Origin of the sequence: Nioella sp. (genome assembly GCF_965215655.1) — a bacterium.
In the GTDB taxonomy this organism is placed as follows: domain Bacteria; phylum Pseudomonadota; class Alphaproteobacteria; order Rhodobacterales; family Rhodobacteraceae; genus Nioella.
The window spans coordinates 2,411,421-2,432,544 of record NZ_OZ244111.1 but is presented as its reverse complement, the minus strand read 5'-3'; the positions used below and the strand labels follow the sequence as shown (position 1 = coordinate 2,432,544).

At 59.7% G+C, this 21,124-nt stretch carries 15 protein-coding genes and 3 pseudogenes; 13 read left to right on the top strand and 5 right to left on the bottom strand.

All coding sequences use genetic code 11. The features are described 5' to 3' along the window. Positions 1 to 103 precede the first annotated feature (103 nt). Positions 104 to 212 (top strand): annotated as a pseudogene (locus tag ACOOEX_RS12135) (IS110 family transposase); the annotation flags it as partial. Beyond that, positions 208 to 774 (top strand): annotated as a pseudogene (locus ACOOEX_RS12130) (integrase core domain-containing protein); the annotation flags it as partial. The pseudogenes ACOOEX_RS12135 and ACOOEX_RS12130, both read left to right, overlap by 5 nt. 68 nt (positions 775 to 842) lie before the next feature. On the opposite strand, the gene ACOOEX_RS12125 reads toward ACOOEX_RS12130, so the two are convergent. Genes ACOOEX_RS12125 through ACOOEX_RS12110 form a run of 4 tightly spaced genes read right to left on the bottom strand, consistent with a single transcriptional unit; the run spans position 843 to position 5,308 of the window. Next, positions 843 to 2,027, bottom strand: a complete 1,185-nt coding sequence (locus tag ACOOEX_RS12125) for a glycoside hydrolase family 88 protein (protein WP_420395072.1) — start codon at positions 2,025 to 2,027, stop codon at positions 843 to 845. Between the two features lie 17 nt (positions 2,028 to 2,044). Further along, positions 2,045 to 2,629 carry a DUF1349 domain-containing protein gene (locus ACOOEX_RS12120; protein ID WP_420395071.1) on the bottom strand — a complete coding sequence of 195 codons (585 nt, stop codon included), beginning with the start codon at positions 2,627 to 2,629 and terminating at the stop codon, positions 2,045 to 2,047. Continuing rightward, positions 2,629 to 3,663, bottom strand: coding sequence for a LacI family DNA-binding transcriptional regulator (locus tag ACOOEX_RS12115; RefSeq protein WP_127562866.1), 1,035 nt, complete (start codon positions 3,661 to 3,663; stop codon positions 2,629 to 2,631). The genes ACOOEX_RS12120 and ACOOEX_RS12115 overlap by 1 nt, the downstream gene beginning before the upstream one ends. Positions 3,664 to 3,676: 13 nt before the next feature. Further along, entirely contained in the window at positions 3,677 to 5,308 is a 1,632-nt protein-coding gene (locus ACOOEX_RS12110) for a GMC family oxidoreductase (RefSeq protein WP_420395070.1), read from the bottom strand. Between the two features lie 455 nt (positions 5,309 to 5,763). Between ACOOEX_RS12110 and ACOOEX_RS12105 the strand changes: the two genes are divergently transcribed. The 9 genes from ACOOEX_RS12105 (at position 5,764) to ACOOEX_RS12065 (ending at position 17,406) form a co-directional block, all read left to right on the top strand. Then, positions 5,764 to 6,738, top strand: a complete 975-nt coding sequence (locus ACOOEX_RS12105) for a substrate-binding domain-containing protein (RefSeq protein WP_127562864.1) — start codon at positions 5,764 to 5,766, stop codon at positions 6,736 to 6,738. Positions 6,739 to 6,813: 75 nt separating this feature from the next. Further along, entirely contained in the window at positions 6,814 to 7,599 is a 786-nt protein-coding gene (locus ACOOEX_RS12100) for an enoyl-CoA hydratase-related protein (protein ID WP_420395069.1), read from the top strand. A 34-nt stretch (positions 7,600 to 7,633) separates the two neighbouring features. Continuing rightward, positions 7,634 to 8,821, top strand: coding sequence for a CaiB/BaiF CoA transferase family protein (locus ACOOEX_RS12095; RefSeq protein WP_420395068.1), 1,188 nt, complete (start codon positions 7,634 to 7,636; stop codon positions 8,819 to 8,821). After that, positions 8,818 to 10,380, top strand: a complete 1,563-nt coding sequence (locus ACOOEX_RS12090) for a sugar ABC transporter ATP-binding protein (RefSeq protein ID WP_420395067.1) — start codon at positions 8,818 to 8,820, stop codon at positions 10,378 to 10,380. The genes ACOOEX_RS12095 and ACOOEX_RS12090 overlap by 4 nt, the downstream gene beginning before the upstream one ends. Further along, positions 10,377 to 12,239, top strand: a complete 1,863-nt coding sequence (locus ACOOEX_RS12085) for an ABC transporter permease subunit (RefSeq protein ID WP_420395066.1) — start codon at positions 10,377 to 10,379, stop codon at positions 12,237 to 12,239. The genes ACOOEX_RS12090 and ACOOEX_RS12085 overlap by 4 nt, the downstream gene beginning before the upstream one ends. A 5-nt stretch (positions 12,240 to 12,244) precedes the next feature. Continuing rightward, on the top strand, positions 12,245 to 13,210 hold the full coding sequence (locus tag ACOOEX_RS12080) for an ABC transporter permease (RefSeq protein ID WP_420395065.1): 966 nt from the start codon (positions 12,245 to 12,247) through the stop codon (positions 13,208 to 13,210). Positions 13,211 to 13,213: 3 nt separating this feature from the next. Next, positions 13,214 to 14,701: an aldehyde dehydrogenase family protein gene (locus ACOOEX_RS12075; protein WP_420395064.1), complete on the top strand. Its 1,488-nt coding sequence runs from the start codon at positions 13,214 to 13,216 to the stop codon at positions 14,699 to 14,701. 1 nt (position 14,702) lies between these two features. Next, positions 14,703 to 15,857 carry a fumarylacetoacetate hydrolase family protein gene (locus tag ACOOEX_RS12070; RefSeq protein ID WP_420395063.1) on the top strand — a complete coding sequence of 385 codons (1,155 nt, stop codon included), beginning with the start codon at positions 14,703 to 14,705 and terminating at the stop codon, positions 15,855 to 15,857. A 10-nt stretch (positions 15,858 to 15,867) separates the two neighbouring features. Then, on the top strand, positions 15,868 to 17,406 hold the full coding sequence (locus tag ACOOEX_RS12065) for an aldehyde dehydrogenase (NADP(+)) (protein ID WP_420395062.1): 1,539 nt from the start codon (positions 15,868 to 15,870) through the stop codon (positions 17,404 to 17,406). Between the two features lie 338 nt (positions 17,407 to 17,744). On the opposite strand, the pseudogene ACOOEX_RS12060 reads toward ACOOEX_RS12065, so the two are convergent. Next, positions 17,745 to 18,453: pseudogene (locus tag ACOOEX_RS12060) on the bottom strand (IS5 family transposase); the annotation flags it as partial. A 116-nt stretch (positions 18,454 to 18,569) separates the two neighbouring features. On the opposite strand from ACOOEX_RS12060, the gene ACOOEX_RS12055 reads away from it, so the two are divergent. Both ACOOEX_RS12055 and ACOOEX_RS12050 read left to right on the top strand, forming a co-directional pair. Then, complete coding sequence (locus ACOOEX_RS12055) at positions 18,570 to 19,625, top strand: LacI family DNA-binding transcriptional regulator (protein ID WP_420395061.1); 1,056 nt, start codon at positions 18,570 to 18,572, stop codon at positions 19,623 to 19,625. 121 nt (positions 19,626 to 19,746) lie between these two features. After that, the gene (locus ACOOEX_RS12050; RefSeq protein WP_420395060.1) at positions 19,747 to 21,090 is read left to right on the top strand and encodes an extracellular solute-binding protein; all 1,344 of its coding nucleotides are present in this window, start codon (positions 19,747 to 19,749) and stop codon (positions 21,088 to 21,090) included. Positions 21,091 to 21,124 lie beyond the last annotated feature (34 nt).

Sequence of the window (21,124 nt, the reverse complement as noted above, 5' to 3'; positions counted from 1 at the left end):
TTTGTGGCGATGCTTTGCAGTGGGCCTTGATGATGTGACCGGCCCACCCGACGGCATCGATGTTCCAAAGTGGGTCTGCGATGATCCACAAAGGAGGACGATCATGTCGGAGATTGTCATGGTCGGGCTCGATCTGGCGAAGCATGTGTTTCAGGTCCACGGGGCAGATGCAGCGGGGCAGCCTGTTATGCGCAAGAAGCTTCGGAGGCGGCGCGCGCAAATGCGCGCTGGTCGCTGGATTTTCTGTCGGACAGCTTCGGTGCTTCACGCAAGTTCCGCATTCTGGCGGTGATCAACGATTGCTGCCGCGAAAACCTGCGCCTGATGGCTGACACCAGTATCTCGGGAGCTCGTGTCGCCCGCGAGCTGGACGCGTCGGTGCGGGTCTACTGAAAACCAGGTTGCATCGTCAGTGAAAACGGGACGGAGTTCACAAGCCGGGCCATCCTGAGATGGGCCGACCAGAACGATGTGCCGTGGCATTACATCGACCCTGGGAAACCGTAGCAGAATGCCTTCATCGAGTCGTTCAACGGCAGTCTGCGCGACGAGCTCTTGAATGAGGAGATATTCGAAAGCCTCGATGATGCGCGAAGAAAGCTGGCCCTTTGGCGATATGACTACAACGCCGTCTGGTCGCACTCATCGCTTGGAAACCAGACGCCACTGCAAGCGGGCCGAGCGCTTGAGCAATTTGAGGGCTCAGCCCCCGGCGCGCTTGCCCAAACCGAAACCCATGATTATCAAAATCAAACCTGCAGACTCTCGTTATAATCGAGGGACCGCCGGGGGACAGGTCAGGGGGTCGGAACCGATATACCGCGCCGGATGGCAGGGGCAGCTTACTTCAAGCGATCGTATTTCTCGATAAACATTCCTGGGAAAGCGAGTCTGGCGAGCGCTTCCGCGAAGAAGTAGTCGCCGAACATCACAGCAGCATCCGGGCCTATCTTGTGCGGTTCCGAATAGCAGCCATGTTTCAGAATTCCGCGATGGCAGTCTTCGGTAGCAAGGTAGTCTCCGCACAGGCCCTCGACCAGCCATTCGGCTTTCGCGCGCCATACTGCGGCGACGGCCTCATCGGGGTGAAGATCGGCAAGGTCCAGCAGCCCCGCAGCCATGATTGCGCTGGCGGCCGAGTCCTCCGGGACATTGTCGCCGGTTGCATCGAAGTCATAGGGCGGCACGGGCTTGTCTCCGAGAGCTTCGAACCATTTCTCGGAGATTGCGATAGCCTGGCTGAGATAGTCCACTTTGCTGGAATTCGCTGCGGTGACAGCAAGGCCCATGACGGCCCAACCGGTGCCACGGGACCAGTAGCTCTCATCATGCGCGCCCTGATAGGTGTAGCCGCGAAGACGTTCTCCAGTCGTGGTGTCGTATTCCACGGCATGATACTGGGTATTGTCTGGGCGGTTGAAGGACAGCATCGTCATCTTGGCGTGTTCTTCCGCGGCAAGCCGGAAACTGGCATCGTCAGCCTCTTTCGCGGCCCAGTAGAGCAGCGGGATATTGGCCATGGTATCAATCGCCGATGCTGCGCGTCCGCGCGGGTCGGTCATCGGCCCCCAGGAAGACACGTAGGATCCGCGCTGTGTGACGACGAGGCGTGAGCGTAGTTTGTCGGCGGCCCGCAGGGCGGTTGCGCGATGGCGTTCGTCGCCTGTGATCCGGTAGAACGGCATGGCGGAGCTCAGAAAGATGAACCCGATATCATGGGTGTTTCCGTCGCTTGCGCGTTCCTCGACCAGAACCATGCGGTCAGCGGCAAGTTGGAGGTACTTTTCGTCGCGGGTATGCAGATAGCTGGTCAGAAGCAGCCCGACCCAGAAGCCGCAAAACCAGTTGCCATGGCTCCAGTTTTCACCGGTATATCCAGCGGAAATGCTGACAGACATCGTGTCCCAAGAGCCATCGGGATGGGTGACATAGGGGAATGCGGAGCCGATCGTGGTCTCGTCCTCAAGGGTCTTCTTGGCGATGAGGTCGAGCGCGGCCGCGATATGCGTTGGGACGGTGTTGGACATGGTGACGTCTTCCCTGTTTATCCGTGCAACGGATTTTCTATTGGTGATGTGATATTCAGAGCGTGAAAGCGGGCCTTGAAGCCCCCCCGTTCGGGCGAACACGCCATCGGGCCGATCATCGCGCCCGTAGCCGTTGGAAAATCTGCGACGCGCATAAGCTGCCATGCCCCGTCAGCCGACATGAAATGCGCGATGATCGCGTTGTTTCGGGCGGTCAGGCGAACCGTTTGAAGGCCGGAGATGAGCGGTTGACCCACGACGGACCAGTCTGATCTTCCGCGAGTCACGACGATTGAGAAATTGGTCATCCCGTCCGAGTGCTCGATCCCGCACTTGATCCAGTTTTCCGCATCGACCCGCAGCATCAGCCCCGCCTGATCGTAGAGCGTTTCGTATTGGCCCTCGAAAGACAGGGTTGCGGTGAATGCCTCTGGTGCCGGCACCTGCCAGAAGTGCCCGTCATCGCGGATGAACCCGTAATGTGTTTCGCGCCAGAAGTCTGTTTTGGGCAAGGTCGAGAGGGTCAATACGCCTTCGCGCATATCCCAGGCACGAGGGGGATTCAGCCAAGTGCCGTCTGACAGGGTTCTTGCCATCGTCATCAGCTCCTGTTCTCCGTCTCAATAGAGGCCCCGCAGCTCTCGCGAACGATCAATCGAGGGGGGTAGGTGATGTCGAGAGGGCTGCCGCTGCTCCGGTCCAGCGACCAGCTCTGCAATGCCTGCCCCACCATTTCGCCGAGCTTCTCTGCAGGCGTCGCAACAGAGGTCAGTGGCACTGGCTGCAAGGCTGCTTCAGGAATGTCATCGTATCCGATTACCGCGATATCCTTGCCGACCCTGAGGCCGGACGCGACGACCGCGTCCATGATTCCGATCGCGACGAGGTCGTTGTATCCAATCAACGCGGTCGGGTGGTTCTTCGCCGCAAGCACGTCGCGCGCAGCAGAGTAGCCGAACGCGCGGGTCGAGCCGCCATTGCGAATGAGCGTAGGATCGAGTTCCAAGCCGTGGCTCATAAGTGACGATGCAAATCCTGCATAGCGTTCAGAATATGCGAAGTTTTTCTGATACCCGCCAATAAAGCCGATTTTCTCATGCCCTAGCGCGGCAAGGTGCTCCGTCGCAAGCTGCATGCCGACCATCGGGTTGGCGCCAACGTAATCGAACGGAGACTGGCCTATACGGCGAACGGCCATCAGGAGCGGGCGTCTGCGGTTCTCGAACTCTTGGAGATCTAGGTACGTCGTTCCGGTTGCAGGCACCAGAACAACGCCCGCAATACCGGACTCCCAGAGATCGTGCAAAAGCTGGCGCTGGCGCGCAATGGAGTCATGCGTGGAGAGGATGGAGGTGCAGGCACCGGCATCAGCGAGAACCTTGTCCAGCCCTTCATAGAGCGCGTGAAAATACGGGTTTGCGATGTCATCGACGACCAATGCAAACTGGGCGCCCTGCACCTTTCGGGTCGAGGGTGCTTTTCGGGAGTAGCCCGTTTCCTCGATGGTTCTGAGAACGCTTTCGCGCGTCTCGTCCTTCAGGTTGCCTTTGCCCTGCACGACCAGCGAGACCGTCGCGGGCGACACGCCGGCCATTTCCGCGACGTCCTTAAGGGTTACTTTCTTTGAACCTGTCATCAAGGTCTCCCGATCAGGCCGTCTGAGCGACTGGGAAGAAAGTCCGCTTCGGGACTTTCTGGTAAAGGGGTGGTTCGCCGAGGATCATCGCCGCAGCCTTCTCGCCAATCATGATCGCAGGGGCATTGGTATTGCCGCTGTTCAGGAATGGCATGATGGAGTTGTCGCAAACGCGCAAACCCTCCAGCCCGTGAACCCTCAGTTCCGGGTCGACCACGGCCATGTCGTCAGTTCCCATCTTGCAGGTGCCGACCGGGTGGTAGTCGACAGAGGCGAATTCGCGGGCGTATGCAAGGATCTGTTCATCGGTGGTCGCCTCGGCGCTAGGGTAGCGTTCCCGCTTGATGTGTTGTGCGATCGCGGGCTGCGCCAGGATCTCGCGAACATGCCGGACGGCCTGAATGGACATGTGCCGGTCGTACTCCGTATCAAGATAGTTCGGGTCGATGGACGGCATATCGTTCGGATCGGCAGATCGCAGGGTCACTTGCCCGCGACTTGTTGGCCGCATGTTGCAAGTGTTGATGGTCAATCCGTGGCCGGGGACATGGGTGCGCGCACCGTTCACGACATAGGCGGGGAGGATATGCGTCTGAAGGTCGGCGCGACCTGTTCCATTTACGTCAATGAAGCACCCGCCTTCGGCCACGGGAGAGGTTGGAGCCCCGGTACGGTAGAGCGCGTACTGTATCCCGTGTTTGATATTCTTCGGAAACTTGTGCTGGCCGTCGTAAGAGATTGGTTTTTCAAGATCACAGACAACGTATGTGTTCAGGTGATCCTGGTAGTTCTTGCCGACGCCGTCCATGTGATACTGCATGTCGATGCCGTACTGCGTCAGCTCATCTGTCGGCCCGATCCCAGACAGAAGCAGCAGTTTCGCGGTGCCGATGCTGCCGGATGAAAGCAGGATCTCGCGATCACAGCGGGCAATCTCGACCTTGCCGCCCTTGATGTATTCCACCCCGACGGCGCGGCGGTTTTCCAAGATGACGCGTTTGCTCTGCGCGCGCGTTATGACCGTCAGGTTCGGACGGTTCATAACCGGATGCAGATAGCAGACTGCTGCAGAAGCGCGGCGTCCATTATGCTGCGTGACCTGGTACAGACCCGTTCCCAACTGATCATCACCGTTGAAATCCGGGTTCAGCTTGTGACCGGCCTGTTGTGCTGCGCGGATGTAGTCCTTGCAGATGATATGTGGCGATCTTTGGTTCGAGACGTGAAGGGGCCCGTCGGTGCCATGATACTCGTCTGCGATCGTATCGTTGTTTTCGGCACGGCGGAAATAGGGAAGGACGTTCTCATATGACCAGCCAGAGTTTCCGGCCTCGGCCCAACTGTCGTAATCTTCCCTTTGGCCGCGAATGTAGATCATGCCGTTGATGGAGCTCGACCCGCCGAGCGTCTTTCCAAGCGGGAACCAAAGCTCCCTGTTGTTCAGGTGTTTCTGTGGCGCAGTTGCATAGCAGTAGTTTACGCTCGGCTTCTGAAGCAAGGCGAAGCCGCCGGGCATGTGGATCATGGGATCCCTGTCCGGCCCGCCAGCCTCCAGAAGAAGGACTTTGTTGCTCGGATCGGCGCTCAGTCGGTTGGCGAGCACACAGCCGGCCGATCCGGCGCCGACGATGATATAGTCATACATTGAAAACCAGCCTCCTCCATGCGGGTTGAAAATATCTATATCCCTTGGATCTCACACGCGCAAGAATTTAGTAAATAATTAATTCAATCTACACCAATCCTCCGCCCAATCTGCACGGATTCCCTGCTTTTCCGGGGTCTCGGTGCAGCGCCCGGAGCGTTGTTCAGCTTGGATTTGCAGGGTGAAGGCGGTCCGCGCTGTTGTTGTGATTCTATTGATCAAAGCGCTGCGCTGGGTCGATGGGCGGGCTCTCGTCGCGCTTGCTGCGATGGGCGTTTGTGGGGATGAATTAAAGACATTAGTAAAATATTGACTAAAAAATATCGGATGATACGTTTGGTGCGTCAGGTCGATTCGCCTTCGTCAGTCGCGTTCGGGGTGGGAGGAGTGTCACCACACGTGTTCTTCGAGCGAACTGACAGGGCGAAAACTGGAGAGTTGAAAGGGAGGAAAGCATGATTAATCGACGGAGCATTCTGTCCTTGGTACCGGCCGCAGCGGTCGGACTTGGGCTGGCATCGGGCGCGATAGCGCAAGAATACCCCTATGGCGCGCCGCCATGGACCATCGGTTTCAGCCAGGACACCATGGATCACCCCTGGCGTGCGTATATGGTGACCTCTGCCGAAGCGCAGGCTGGTCAGTATCCGGATCTGGTGGAAGAGTTCATCTATACCGATGCGGGCGGCTCGAACGAGCGCCAGATCGCGGATATCGAAGATCTGATTTCGCGTGGCGTGGATCTTATCATGATGAGCCCGCGCGAAGCGCAGGCTCTTGTGCCGGCGGTGGAGGCCATCAATGCGGCCGGAATCCCGCTTGTGGTTCTCGATCGTGAGATCGTTGGCGAAGGCTACAATGTATTTATTGGCGGCAACAATCTGCAAATTGGCGAGGAACTGGGCCGCTACACCCGCGAGCAGATGGGCGACGAATTCGCCTATCTCGAGCTGGAGGGGATCCCCGGGGCGACGCCGACCATTCAGCGTCATGAAGGCTTTGCGTCTCAGATCGAGGGGGCAGACGGAATCGTGCGCCTGGACGCGCAACCGGCGAACTATGACCTCGCACCCGCCATCCCGATCATGGAAGACTGGCTGACCCGCTACCGTGGTGAATTCCAGGTGATCTACGCGCACAACGACCCCATGATCCTGGGGGCGATCAACGTCCTGCGCGAAGCCGGCTATGAGCCGGGCGATGTCTTCCTTGTCGGCGTGGATGGGCAGCGTGAGGCCTTCGAAGCCATCCAGGAAGGCTGGCTGCAGGCGACGGCCATCTACGCCACCGGTGGCGCGCTTGGTCTCGACATGGCGCTTCGCGTCCTGCAGGGGCAGGAAGTTCCGCGTCGGATCATCACGGAAACACCGGTGATCACACCTGAAAACGTGGAAGACTTCTACGATCCGGACTCGCAGTACGTGCGGTAAGTTCGCGGAGTCGAGCATAGGCCCCGACCCGTTCGGGGCCTATGCGGCCCTACACTTTATCCAGGTGGTATCAACATGTCCTCCCTCAACGATGTCGCGGTGCTTCGCGACGCGCCGGCAAAGGGTGTCGTACGCCTTAGGCTGAACCGCCCGTCGAAGCGCAACGCCCTGAGCAACAAGATGCTCGCAGAACTGGCGGACCATATTCGCGCCTGTGAAGCCGAAAAAGGTTGCCGGTGCGTGGTTCTGTCGGGCGGTGATGGGCTGTTCTCTGCCGGAGCTGACGTTTCCGAAATGCGTGACGCTGGTATAGATGCGATCCAGAACAGGAAGCGGGCAGAAGACTGGCAGGTTTTGGAGACCACGCGCCTGCCGCTGATCGCATCCGTGGACGGGATCTGTCTGGGAGGTGGTCACGAGCTGGCAATGCTATGTGACATGATTATTGCATCCGCCCGCGCCAGATTTGGCCAGCCAGAGGTTAAGCTCGGACACATCCCCGGTGATGGCGCCACGCAAAGGCTGCCCCGGCGGATCGGAAAATACGCGGCTATGCAGATGATACTGACGGGCGACCTGATCGACGCCGAGGAGGCACGGCGTCTGGGGCTCGTCAACGAGGTGACAGAGGAAGGGCGCTCTGATGACCGAGCGGTTGAATTGGCAATGCTCGTCGCCCGTCATTCCTCCAAGGCGCTTGGCCTGGCAAAGGATGCCGTTCGTGCGGCGGAAGAATTGCCGCTCTCGGCCGGGTTGGAGCGCGAACGCCGCAACATCGCGTTGGCCTTCACGACACGTGATCAGAAAGAGGGCATGGCGGCGTTTTTTGAGAAACGACCCGCAGAATTCACAGACGAATGAAACTCAGGCGAAGTGATCGGAGAAGGAAAACAGAATGCAGCTAGAAGGAATCCGGGTCGTCAGTTTCAACCATTTCCTGATGGGGCCCTTGGGTGTTCAGTTTCTTGGAGATCTCGGGGCCGAGATCATCGCGATCGAACCGCCCAAGGGTGCATTTCAGCGGCATTGGGGCGGTCAGAACTCCAAGCGAGCTGGTGGCGAAACGACGCTTGAACTGGTCGCCAACCGCAACAAGAAGAGCATCTGCCTCGATCTCAAATCGCCCGAGGCGGTCGAGATTGCCAAAAAGCTGATCGAAACCGCGGATGTGGTGGCAGAAAATTTCCGGCCCGGGGTCATGGAAAAGCTGGGCCTGGGGTATGAGGAACTGAAGAAGATCAACCCTGGTCTGATCTTTGCATCCGCCAGCGGCTTTGGCGCCGACGGTCCCTACGTCAACCGCCCGGGGCAGGACATGATCGCGCAATCCCTGTCCGGGATGGCCTGGATCACCGGCAAGCAGGGAGAAGTGCCCCGACTGATCGGCACCTCCGCAATCGACCAGCACGGGGCGATGATCTACGCGGCGGGCATTCTCGGGGCTCTGGTCAAGAAGGCCAGAACCGGAGAGGGGGGGCGCGTGGACGTCAACCTGTTCTCGGCCGCGCTGAACCTGCAAGCTGAATCGCTGGTGTGTTACTTCAATGGGGAGCGACCGGTAAGCACCCAACAACCCGCAAGCGTGGGCAGCTGGTACCACGAGGCGCCCTACGGCATCTACGCGACCGCCGACCGCTATATCGGGCTGTCGCTCGGAAATCTCGGTGTGATGCTGGAGGCCATCGGATTGGCAGAGACATTCAATATCACCCAGGAAGAGGCCTTTGCGCGCCGCGAGGAAATCTCGGCGGTGTTCGCGGAACGTCTCAAGACGAAGCCGTTTCATGAATGGGCCCAGATTCTGGAAGCGCGTGATATCTGGTATACCGAGGTCAACGACTACGATGCCTTGGCCAAGGACCCGCAGGTGCTTCACAACGGCGATTTCGTCGAGGTCGAGTCCTGGAACGGCGAGAAAATCACATTGGTCGCCAACCCGGTGCGCTACAATGGGGTTGTGGCACCGATACGTCTGGTTCCGCAGAAACTTGGCGCCCAGACCGAAGAAGTGCTGACAGAACTCGGGATCTCCAATGAGCATCTCGATGATCTCGTTGCCAAGGGGACCATAGGACCAAAATGACCGAGAACGCATCGCTTCAAGGCCCATCCGCCGGATCTGCGGAATGGCTGCTGGAAGCCAATGACATCAGTAAAAGCTACCCTGGTGTCAAAGCTCTGAAAGGCGTGGATTTCCAGATCGCACCGGGCGAGGTCGTCGCCGTGGTCGGCGAGAACGGTGCCGGGAAATCAACGCTCATGAAGATCCTGTCCGGAGCGATAAAACCCAATACGGGCACGCTGCTCTGGGAGGGGGAAGCGATCGAGTTTTCAGGTCCCCTGGATGCACAGGCACAGGGCATTTCCACGATCTATCAGGAACTGATGATCATTCCTGAGTTGTCAGTGGTCGAAAACGTATTTCTCGGCAATCTTCAGCGCCGGTCCGGGATTTTGGACTGGAAGGCGATGCGCAGGGAAGCGCGGGAAATTCTGGATCGGCTGGGCATGGAGGCATCCGTGGATGCCAAGGCGGGCGAGCTCAGCGTGGCCGAACAGCAGCTGATCGAGATCGCGAAGTCGTCCCGGCGCAAATCCAGACTTCTGATCATGGATGAACCGACTGCGTCCTTGTCGCGCGAGGAGGTCGACAGGCTCTTTGACCTGGTCCGAAGCCTGCGCAACGACGGGATTGCCGTGATCCTGATCACCCATCACCTGCACGAAATCTTCGAGATCTGCGACCGCCTGATCGTCTTGCGCGATGGCGACTACATCGGGGCGGCGGCGACAGCAGACATCGACGAGGCGAAGTTGGTCGAGATGATGTTGGGCCACAAGGTGGAGGTCGACGAGAGCAAGCATCGGGGCGTCGTCCACCAGAACGAAATCGTCCTCGAGGCCAGAAACCTGTCGCGGCCGCCTGATCTGCAGAATGTCAGCCTGACGTTGCACAGGGGCGAAGTCCTGGGCATCGCGGGGTTGATGGGGGCGGGGCGGACCGAACTGGTCCGTGCGCTGTTCGGGGCCGACCGGATTTCGGAAGGCGATCTGTCGATCAACGGCAAACTGGCCGTCGTTTCCAACCCGAGGCAGGCGCTTGACCTGGGTCTCGGGCTCGCACCCGAGGACCGCAAGACGCAGGGGCTGGTCTTGTCCATGCCTATCGGCACGAACGTCACCTTGCCATTCCTCGGCGGTTTTAGTGGCGCTTTAGGGTTGAACCTGCGCCGGGAAGCCAAAGAGGCAGAAGACTTGTGCCGGAAACTCTTCGTCAAACATGCGGGGATCGAGCGGCCTGTTGGAACGCTTTCGGGCGGTAACCAGCAAAAGGTCGTGCTGGCCAAACTGGTGGGGGCGGGAACGGATATCTTCCTGCTTGATGAACCCACACGCGGCATCGACATCGGTGCCAAGGAGGCGATCTTCGACCTTATCTGGGACCTGACGGCCCAGGGGAAGTCCGTGATCGTGATCTCCTCGGTGATCGAGGAACTGATCCGTGTTTGTGATCGGATCGTTTGTATGCACTTGGGAAAAGTGACCGAAAGCTATCGGCGCGGGGCGTTCGATCTTAACCAGATCATGCTGAACGCGATGGGGAAGTCGGCTGATGCCGACGCGCATGGGGTCGCACGATGATGCAGAACGTGATTTCCTTTGTCAGCCGGGGCAATTTCGTAATCCTGGCGATACTCGTCGTCGTGGCCGGGATTGTGTCGCCCCATTTCTGGACGGCTGAGAACATCTTCAACGTCGTCAGGGCGGCATCGCTTATCGGGATCGTCGCGATCGGTATGAACGTGGTGATCATCGGGGGCGGAATTGACCTTTCCGTTGGTTCGGTCGTCGCCCTTACGGGGGCTGTCGCGGCAAGTCTTTGGGTCAGCGATGCCCATTTCCTCCTGTTCATCGCAATTCCGTTGGTGGTGGCCGCATCCGTAGGCTTCGCAAATGGCGCGTTGGTAAGCTGGCTCGGATTGCAGCCTTTCGTCGCGACGCTTGTTCTCATGAGTGTTGCGCGTGGCGCTGGGCTCGTTTTCACGGGAGGCCAGCCCATCTACGCGGACTACCCCGACTTCTTCCTGTTCCTCTCGCGAGGCACGCTGTTGGGCGTGCCGATCCCGACCGTCGTATTCGTCACCGCTGCCTTCGTAACGTGGTATCTGATGAGATGGCGCGTCTTCGGGCGCGAGGTCACGGCAATCGGTGCGAACGAGACGGCTGCACGGCTTTCGGGCGTGAAGGTGTCCTGGGTCAAGATGAAGACCTACCTTTACTGTGCGCTTCTGGCCGGGATATCGGGCCTGGTGTTGACCAGCCGGATGGAGTCGGGCGAACCTGGTCAGGCCGGAATCTTCTGGGAACTGGACGCGATCGCCGCTGTCGTGATCGGTGGAACGTCGATCCGGGGCGGGTCCGGCTCGATCTGGGGTGCGTTCGTCGGTGCGCTGATCATCGGGATCGTCGGAAACCTCTTCAATCTTCTCGGGGTCGGCCCGGCGTGGCAGCAGGTTGCGAAGGGCGCGATCATCCTTATTGCGGTCATCTTGCAGGCGATCAGCGATCGCGGCGGCCTGCGCTCGCTGTCCTGGCCAACGCTGAGATGGGATTATGGCCCCCTGCCAATGATCAAGGTCATCGGTGGGGTTGCGGCCTTGCTTGTCGCGATCAACTTGGCGCTCTGGTCCACGACGCCCTCTCTCTTTCAGATTGACCTGGCCAAAGCGCCTTACACGCGCGCCAACAACCTAGAACTGACGCGTGTGTATCATCGTGCGATCCCTCTCTACCAAGAGGTCATCGACCGCTTCCCGGAGAGCGGATACGCAATCCTGTCACGCATCGGTATCGCAAATTCGGCCAGGGGGGGCGCCAATTTCGAGTTGGCGAGCGAAACCTATGCTGCGCTTTTGGCAGATATCGAGAGCGGCACGATCGGTGAGGAATATCGCTACGAAGTGTTGCGTAACTACGCGCTGATGCTTCAGGAATCCGGCGACGGGGCGGCATTCGGGATCGTGTTCAGCCAGCTCGAAGAGCATTTCCCAGATGACGAGGCCACGCGTGAGGCGCGGCGGCATCTCGAACAGCTCCAGGCCGCCGCAGCGGCCGGGGAGGACGCGGAACTGCCAGAGAACGCGCCTGTCATCATCGGCTCGAATGGCATTTCCATGCCGCAAAGCGTGCAGGTGGGTGATCGGTTCGAGATCACGATCCTGATGGAGCCGAACGAAGGCCATGCGGCGACCTTTTCCCTGATGACCGCATTGCCATTCTGGCGCGGCTTCAACCTTGTCCGAGCCGAACCGAACCCCCGTTCGGTCGCGGAGTTCTGGGGTCGGCGGGCATGGTCTTTCGCGGCCCTGACAGAACCCACGACAGTTACCGCAACGCTCGAAGCGCGACGGCCCGGAACCTACGAGTTCGACCTCGATGTGGAACTCAGCTTCGACGTCATCGAATACGGCATTGTCCGGCAAATCACGGTGCAGGAGTAAGAACGGTGAACCTTGTCAAGAAATATCCATTTGTCGCCGTCCTGGTCGTCATGGCCGTTGTCTTCGGGTTCGTCGCGCCGTCCTTCATGGATCCGGGCAACTTGTCCAACATCGTCAAGCAGGCGTCTTTGCTTGGGTTTGTCGCCCTTGGCATGTGTTTTGTCCTGATCGTCGGTGGCCTCGATCTGTCAGTCGGATCCGTCGTGGCGCTGTCGTCGGTACTGATTGCGGGCTTGTCGGCAACATTGCCGCCGAGCGTGGGCATTCACCTCGCCTTGCTGGCGGGGATCGCGGTTGGGATCGCCAATGGCGTCATCATCACGGCCTTCAATTTCCAGCCGATCATCGTGACGATTTCCAGCATGGCGATCGTGCGCGGGATCGCCATGGATTACTCCGACTCTCGTCCCATTTTCGGCACCTTGCCAGATGAACTGTTTCTTTTGGCAGATGGCTTCATCCTCGGGCTGCCCGTCCCTGCCGTGCTGTTCCTTGCGGCCTGTGTCATCGCTGCGCTGTTTCTCGGCTACACTTCAGCGGGACGGCAGATGTATCAAATCGGGGGCAATGAAGAAGCGGCACGCCTTGCAGGCGTCAATGTCGCGCGGATCAAGGTCCTTGCTTATGCCATCAGCGGCTTCCTTTCCGCATTCGCGGGGCTGCTGCTGGTCGCCCGCATGCAGTCCGGGGAAGCGGTGCGCACAGGCGTTGGCTGGGAACTCGACGCCATCGCCGCAGCCGCGATCGGCGGCGTGTCTCTGATGGGGGGGAAGGGCACCGTAATCGGTACTCTCTGCGGCGCGCTGATCATCGGCATGATGTCGAACGGCTTCAACCTTCTCGGGGTCAATCCCTACTGGCAGCGCATCATCATCGGCATTGTGCTTGCCATCGCCGTGGCCAGCTACTCCGGCGGCGCGATCATGCGCCTGTTCGAGCCGCTTTTCCGTCGCTCAAACGCAAGGACCTGACCAATGAAAGACTACTCTTCGCTCGCCCAGTCCGTTCGGCAGAATGGCTATTTCATTGACGGTCATTGGCATGATGGCAGCGGCCGGGAACGCCTGGAACGGGTCAGCCCCGGCCACGGTGTCGCGGTAAGCTCTGTTGCCCTCTGCACGGCGCAGGAAATCGATCTGGCGGTCGCGGCGGCTCGCAGAGCATTCGAGGATGTCTGGGGCGACACCCCGGGTGCAGAACGCGGGCGCATCCTGATCAAAGCGGCCGAGGGCATTCGCGCCCGGCTGGACGAAATGGCCTATTGGGAGACCCTGGAAACGGGCAAACCCATCAGCCAGTCGAAGGCAGAGATCACCGGTGCGGCAGATCACTACGAAGCGGCCGCCGGAATGGCGCGCATGATCACCGGCGAGACCCACAACAGCTATGGCGAAGGCATGTTGGGCCTCGTCACGAAACAGCCCATCGGTGTTGTCGGACTGATCACGCCATGGAACTTTCCGTTCATCGTGCTGGCCGAGAGATTGCCATTTATTCTGGCGGCAGGCTGTTCGGTGGTGCTCAAGCCCTCCGAGATGACATCGACCACCAGCCTGATCTTTGCAGAGATCCTAGCCGAGGCGGGCCTGCCACGGGGTGTCTACAACGTGGTGACCGGGACCGGTCCCGAGGTGGGGGAAGCCCTGTCGAACCATCTCGACATCGACATGATCTCCTTCACCGGGTCCACTGCGGTGGGCGAACGGGTTCTGACGGCTTCGAAATCCAACCTCAAGAAGGTCGGGTTGGAGCTTGGCGGCAAGAACCCGCAGATCGTCTTCGCCGACGCCAACTTGGACGATGCGGCGGATGGCGTTGCCTTTGGTCTTTGCTTCAATGCGGGGCAGTGCTGCGTGTCAGGCTCACGCCTGATCGTAGAGGCCTCAGTCGCCGAGAGCTTTAAGGCAAAACTGCTTGAAAAGTTGTCGCGCGTTAAAATCGGCGATCCGCTGGATCCGAATACGCAGATGGGGGCGATTGTCACGCCACAGCATTTCAAGAAGATCATGAGCTATGTCGAACGGGGCCAGGCAGAGGGTGCCTGTCTGGACAGAGGAGGGGAGGCTGTCTCTCCCTCTGGCGGGGAGTTCATCGTTCCCACCGTCTTCTCGGGTGTGTCCCGGGACATGGCGATCGCGCGGGAAGAGATTTTCGGCCCCGTCGTTACGGTCCAGACCTTCGAGACCGCCGCAGAGGCTATCGAGATCGCGCTCGATACCGAGTACGGCCTCGCCGCATCGGTTTGGAGCAAGAATATCGACACGGCGCTTGGCGTCATTCGAAAGATGCGGGCTGGCCGTTGCTGGGTGAACACGACAATCGTCGGCGGACCAGAACAGCCGATGGGCGGGTTCAAACGCTCTGGCACGGGGCGCGAATGCGGGATGATGGGGGTCGAGGAGTACATGGAAACTAAGTCCATCCACATTGCCCTCGGCGACCGTGAACCTTGGGTGGCCTGAGATGACGGATACAGGTTTGAACGCCGCAAGCGGCATCTTGGTCGGGCGCGTCTGGGTGCCGGATACGGGGCCGGTTTTGGTGACGCTTCGCGAGGGTGATCTGGTTGACATCACAAGTCGCAAGGTGCCGACCATGCGTGATCTGTTGGAAATGGATGATCCGGCCGCCACCGTTGCGGAGCTTGACGGCCCAGTGGTCGGGTCGCTTGCGGACGTCGAGACCGAAAGCCTTGATGCGCAGAGTGACCCATCCAAACGGCACCTGCTGGCCCCGAATGACCTGCAGGCGGTCAAGGCCGCGGGCGTGACCTTCGCCAAGTCAATGGTGGAGCGCGTGATTGAAGAGCGGGCTGCAGGCGACCCCAATGCGGCGCGGGCTATCCGGGATCGGATCGGGGCACTCATCGGGGCGAGCCTTTCGGACATCGAACCGGGGTCCGACAAGGCCGCGCAGGTCAAGAGGGCCCTTCAGGACGAGGGGCTATGGTCGCAATACCTTGAAGTTGGAATAGGTCCGGATGCCGAAGTGTTCTCCAAGGCGCAGACCTTGTCGGCTGTTGGCTGGGGTGCACCGGTCGGCCTGCATCCGAAATCGGTCTGGAACAATCCGGAACCCGAGATCGTCCTTGCGGTGGACAGCACGGGCCGGATCAAGGGCGCGACCATCGGCAATGACGTGAACCTGCGCGATTTCGAGGGGCGGTCGGCCCTTCTGCTGTCAAAAGCCAAGGACAACAATGCCTCGGCGGCGATCGGCCCCTTCATCCGGCTGTTCGATGGCAGCTACGGCATGGAGCAGGTGCGATGGGCCGAATTGACGATGACGGTCGAGGGCAGGGACGGCTACCGGCTGACCGGTCATTCCAGCATGTCCGAAATCAGCCGCGACCCCGCCGATATCGTGGCCCAGACGATCAACGAGAACCACCAGTATCCTGACGGTTTCATGCTGTATCTCGGAACCTTGTTCGCGCCGACCGATGACCGCGACGTCGCGGGCGAGGGGTTTACCCACAAGGTGGGCGACAGGGTCAGCATCGCGGCCTCGGATCTGGGGGTTCTGGTGAACGACGTGCGGCTCAGCCGGGAATGCCCGCCATGGACCTTCGGTGTAAGCGCACTGATGAGAAATCTGGCCGGACGCGGCCTGCTATGAGGAGAGTGACATGCTAACAGGCAAACATCTGATCGCGGGCCAGTGGATTGAAAGTGACAAGACGTTTAATTCACAGCCCGTCTTTGGCGAGCCGCAGGCGTTTTGCGCCGGATCGCCGGACTTGGTCGATGCCGCAGCGACGGCAGCGGAAATCGCGTTTGAAAGCTATTGTATGCTTTCCCGAGACGCGCGGGCTGCATTCCTGGACGTCATTGCTGATCAGATCGATGTGCGCGGCGATGCCATAACGATAGTTGGAACGGCCGAAACGGGCCTGCCTGCCGCGCGTCTGGAAGGGGAGCGCGGGCGCACCGTTGGGCAATTGCGGCTTTTTGCCAGCCATATTCGCGACGGGGCCTACCTGGACCGCCGTCACGATGAGGCTTTGCCGGATCGGGCTCCTTTGCCCCGCCCGGAACTCTTCATGATGCAGCGCCCTATAGGCCCCGTTGCCGTTTTCGGGGCGTCAAACTTCCCGCTAGCGTTTTCCGTGGCGGGCGGGGACACCGCAAGCGCGCTGGCAGCAGGCTGTCCCGTTGTCGTGAAAGGGCATTCCGCCCACCCCGGCATTTCGGAAATCGTCGCGCAGGCCATTTATGCTGCCATTCAGATCTGCGGTGTCCCCGCTGGCGTTTTCTCGTTGATCCAGGGCGGTCGGCGGGATGTCGGCGAGGCGCTGGTTCAACATCCGCTGATCCAGGCGGTCGGGTTCACGGGCTCGCTGACAGGGGGGCGCGCCCTGTTCAACCTTTGCGCTGCCCGTCCAAAGCCAATTCCGTTCTTCGGGGAACTTGGGTCGATCAATCCGGTCTTTGTCCTGCCCGAGGCGGCCAAAGCGCGTGGCGAAGCAATCGGAAAGGGCTGGGCTGCCTCCCTGACAATGGGGGCAGGTCAGTTCTGCACCAATCCTGGTGTGGTCTTCATCGAGGATGGGGCCGATGCCGATGCGTTCCTTGCCGGAGCGGAAGCAACCCTTTCTGAAACCGGGGCACAGACCATGCTGACGGACGGGATCGCCGAGGCCTATCGCGGCGGTGTGTCCCGAGTTGACAGCGTGTCGGGTCTCAAACAGGTTGCCGGCAGGGCCTGCGCGGACCGCAGTGCAAATCCCTACCTGTTCGAAACCAGCCTCGATGTCTGGAAATCTGCGCCAGAACTTTCGGAAGAGGTATTCGGCCCGCTTGGACTTGTTATCCGGGTGCCCTCTGCACACGATTTTCCTGCGATCGCGCGGGGCTTTGAGGGACAGCTGACCTGCACCCTTCATCTCGATGAAGCGGATATGGCCACGGCTGGAAAGCTGGTTCCCATCCTCGAACGCAAGGCCGGTCGATTGCTGGTGAATGGTTTCCCGACGGGCGTCGAGGTCAGTGACACGATGGTTCATGGCGGGCCATATCCAGCGTCGACCAATTTCGGAGCGACCTCGGTCGGAACGCTCTCGATCCGCCGTTGGCTGCGTCCGGTCTGCTATCAGGCTCTGCCGGCTGACTTGCTGCCTGAAGATCTCCGGATGATCCATTTGGGAAGGGATGACGTTGCGAATTGAACGGATACAACTGTGTAGCTGCTACCTCGGATGCCACACGATGTGTGAAGGCCCCTGTCGGCTTTCCCATTTTCGTCTTAGAGTCAATGGCTTGGTGCTTCTCCGAAGTGCGCCGAGCAGACGCGAATGCGATGGTTTGAAGAGTGGATGTTCGCAGTTTGGGGATTTTGGGTAAGTGATACGTGTCCGACCAAATCGTGGCAAAAAACGGGGTCCTGTCTCAAGGGTTTTGCGCAACATCCGTGCGCGTTTTATGATCCTAAAACGTCGACTCAGACCGCCTGCCACTATCAATGAGCCACAGCCAGAGGAGCATTTGTGGAGAACCTTGCTCTAGGTCATGTTGGCAATTGGCAGAGCCAGAGGCGGATCGACGTGATGTCGATGAAACCCAGGACGCTCTCTGCGGTTTTGTCATAGCGGGTCGCGACACGACGGGCATTCTTGTGCTTGTTGAAGCACCGCTCGACCAGGTTGCGCAGCCGGTAGAGAGAACGGTCGGCACCGATGCGCAGTTTGCGAGACTTCCGCATCGAGATGACAGGAAAAACGTCCCGCTTGTCCATGGATTTTTGAATGCTGTCAGTGCCATAACCTCGGCTGGCCAGCAAAGCGCTCGGCGCTGGCAGGGTATCGGCCATGACCAGATCGAAGCCAGGATAGTCCGATGTCTGGCCCGGCGTGATCTAAGTTCTCATGGGCAATCCTGCGGCATTGACGAGGAGGTGGATCTCTGTCGTGAAGCCACCTCGAGAACGCCTGAAACCCTGTCGCATTCGCCAGTGGGCTCGAACCATTGGCGCCTGCACTGGCTCATCCCTCTTTAGCGCACGCTGCTCTCCTCTCGGGACATTGCCTTCGCAAAGCCCTGCCGCGCAATGGATGATTGGCGCGGACCACGGTGCTGTAGATCACCTGAAGGGCGTGTGGGACCGCGGCGCTCTGGTTCAGGGCATCAATGATGTCCCCCCACGGCACAGCCAATGTCCAGCGCCGGAGTTGCTTGTCAACGCTCGACCATTTGCCGAATTCGTCGGGGAGGTCGCGTCACGGGACCTCTGCGCGGCATGAGGGATGGCAAACGAGAGTTAGGACTTGACTGGTTAAACGTTTTACTGTTAATCGATTAACAGATGCCAAAGTATGGCACAGTGGGAGGAGTGATGGCCAAGCGCCCGACATCGATCAAACAGGTTGCAGATGCCGCTGGTGTATCTACGGCAACTGTTTCGAATGTCTTTTCGGGCAAGAAGCCGGTTAACCCAGATCTTGCGCAACGAGTGCGCGATACGGCCGCAGCGCTTGGATATCAGGTTAACCGGGCTGCATCGAACCTAAGGTCGGGGCAGAGCCGTGTGGTGCCCGTGATGGTGCCTGATCTGTCTGACCCATTCTTTACGCAGCTTATCACCGAAATTGAAGCACGCGCCGAAGCGGATGGTTACGATATCATCGTGGCAAGCTCGAAAGACGACCCCGAGATCGAACGTCGGCGGGTCAATGCTCTGCTCTCATGGCAACCTGCTGGAATGATAATCGTGCCCTGCACTGACCGTGTGCCCGAGCCACTTGTTGCGGCGAAAGAAACGCTGCCCATCGTTCTTGCAGACCGCGGCGAGGATGCCGAAGGGTTTGACAGGGTTTATCCGGATAATGAAGAGGCCGGACGGATTGTCGGTGATCATCTCGTCGGGCTCGGTCATCGCCATGTCTTGATTGTGGCATCTGACATGCGGCTAAAGGCCATTCGGCGCCGCTGCGACGGAGCCGCCCGGCGGATTGAGGCGAGCGGTGGCATTGCCGATTTGATTGAGGTCGGTCCAGAGCCACGGCACGGTGCGGCGATGCTGTCTGACTGGTTGCAGTCCCATCCGATGCCAAGCGCGCTGTTCGCCGTAACGGATATGACCACACTGGCAATTCTCAACTGTCTTGCAGCGCGCAATTGCGAGGTTGGTCGGGATGTATCGGTCGTCGGGTTCGACGACTACCCTTGGATGTCCGCCCGGCGTACGCCGATCACGGCAATCCAGCAGCCGGTGGATGGAATTGCTCAGAACGCCTGGTCTACGCTCCGGGCGCGGATGTCAGGGAAGGAACCGGACGCTTTGCGGGAGCCGCTGCACTGCGTTCTGCGCCTCAGGGCGTCAACGTCGCGCACCTATGAGGAGGCGGGCGCAAGGGAGGAAAGTCAAAGAGGAGAACAAAAGGCCAGCTGATCCGTCGGCGGGCATATTGCGTCAGGCAAACCAGAAACGCAGATCGCGGTGATCTGCGCGTGGACCTGCTTTGCCTGACGCCTGACCAAACCACTGCAAGGTTCAATCAGAGGAGGATAGTATGAACCGATCGCATAACTTAGCCAAGGGGGTATCGGTGCTGTCGCTGGGGCTCGTGCTTGGCGCTCCGGCAATGGCGCAGGACTGGGACTCGGTGCTCGGCAATCACGAGGGCACGACCATTCGCGTTCAGTCCATCGCCGACCCGTTCATCGACGCGTTCAATGAAATCAGCCCTGGGTTCACCGAGCTGACCGGCGCGGAAGTCACCCTGGACAGCTTCGGATATGACCCACTTCACGAGCGTCAGATCCTGTCCTGCTCGCAGGGCAGTGACGAATATGACGTTCTATTCATCGACGGTATCTGGATCGGTGAGTTCGTTGAAGCAGGCTGTATCGAACCCGTCGAGGAACGTGTCGCCGCGGCCGACCCGGCAATCGTCGCGATGGATGACTACATCGACTCCTTCGCCGGTCAGGCGACGTGGGATGGACAGCTTCAGTGTCTGCCGATCGCAGGCTACTGGCACATGCTGCACTATCGCCGCGATCTCTTCGAACAGCATGGAATCGAGGTGCCTGAAACCTTCGAGGAGCTGATGGAAGTCGCGCGTTTCTTTGCAGAAGATGACGGCGATCCCGATGTGGCTGGCATGGCGATGAACTTCCAGCGCGGCTCTGCCGCGGGGCAGCAGTTCTTTGAATGGATCTACTCGGCCGGTGGCCGTCCGTGGGAATCCAACTTCGCGGGTTCGGACGATCCCTATGGCGACCAGACCCCGACGCTGAACTCTCCCGAAGCAGTGGACATGGTCCAGTTCTTCGTCGACATGGTTCCCTATGGCCCGCCGGGAGTGGAGCAATACGCTTGGGATGAGCGTGCCAATGCGTTCACCCAAGGCCGTGTCGCGATGATCAACAACTGGTCGGTGCGTACCCCGCTGTTTACCGATCCCGACATCTCGCGCGTCACGGATCAGTTCGACGTGGCGATGTTCCCCCACGCCGAAGGCGCGGAATCGGTTCCCCCTGTTGGCGGTTGGATCCTGTGCATGAACGCACATAGCCAACAGCAGGACGCGGCATGGGACTTCATGCAGTGGTTCGCAAGCCCACAGGTGCATCGCGAATTCGTGCTCGCAGGTGGTCCCCCGAGCCGTCACTCCGCCATGCAGGATGAAGAGATCATCGCCGCCCAGCCCTGGGTGCCGACGCTCTACGAATCCGCCCAGGCAGCCTGGCAGGAAGGCCGTCCGCGCCACGCGATGACCTTCGAGATGATCGACGCCATTGGCCTTCAGGTGAACCGCGCCATCGTCGGCGACGCCACGCCACAGGAAGCCATGGACGAGGCGAATGAAACCGTGACCCGGATGTTGACCCGCGCCGGTTACATCGACTGATGAGCCTCCCAGCATGTCCCGACATGGGTCGTGC

Bases quoted from the DNA above. Each gene is read 5' to 3' on its own strand.
- ACOOEX_RS12125 (WP_420395072.1), bottom strand. From the start codon at position 2,027: ATGTCCAACACCGTCCCAACGCATATCGCGGCCGCGCTCGACCTCATC.
- ACOOEX_RS12120 (WP_420395071.1), bottom strand. From the start codon at position 2,629: ATGACGATGGCAAGAACCCTGTCAGACGGCACTTGGCTGAATCCCCCT.
- ACOOEX_RS12115 (WP_127562866.1), bottom strand. From the start codon at position 3,663: ATGACAGGTTCAAAGAAAGTAACCCTTAAGGACGTCGCGGAAATGGCC.
- ACOOEX_RS12110 (WP_420395070.1), bottom strand. From the start codon at position 5,308: ATGTATGACTATATCATCGTCGGCGCCGGATCGGCCGGCTGTGTGCTC.
- ACOOEX_RS12105 (WP_127562864.1), top strand. From the start codon at position 5,764: ATGATTAATCGACGGAGCATTCTGTCCTTGGTACCGGCCGCAGCGGTC.
- ACOOEX_RS12100 (WP_420395069.1), top strand. From the start codon at position 6,814: ATGTCCTCCCTCAACGATGTCGCGGTGCTTCGCGACGCGCCGGCAAAG.
- ACOOEX_RS12095 (WP_420395068.1), top strand. From the start codon at position 7,634: ATGCAGCTAGAAGGAATCCGGGTCGTCAGTTTCAACCATTTCCTGATG.
- ACOOEX_RS12090 (WP_420395067.1), top strand. From the start codon at position 8,818: ATGACCGAGAACGCATCGCTTCAAGGCCCATCCGCCGGATCTGCGGAA.
- ACOOEX_RS12085 (WP_420395066.1), top strand. From the start codon at position 10,377: ATGATGCAGAACGTGATTTCCTTTGTCAGCCGGGGCAATTTCGTAATC.
- ACOOEX_RS12075 (WP_420395064.1), top strand. From the start codon at position 13,214: ATGAAAGACTACTCTTCGCTCGCCCAGTCCGTTCGGCAGAATGGCTAT.
- ACOOEX_RS12070 (WP_420395063.1), top strand. From the start codon at position 14,703: ATGACGGATACAGGTTTGAACGCCGCAAGCGGCATCTTGGTCGGGCGC.
- ACOOEX_RS12065 (WP_420395062.1), top strand. From the start codon at position 15,868: ATGCTAACAGGCAAACATCTGATCGCGGGCCAGTGGATTGAAAGTGAC.
- ACOOEX_RS12055 (WP_420395061.1), top strand. From the start codon at position 18,570: ATGGCCAAGCGCCCGACATCGATCAAACAGGTTGCAGATGCCGCTGGT.
- ACOOEX_RS12050 (WP_420395060.1), top strand. From the start codon at position 19,747: ATGAACCGATCGCATAACTTAGCCAAGGGGGTATCGGTGCTGTCGCTG.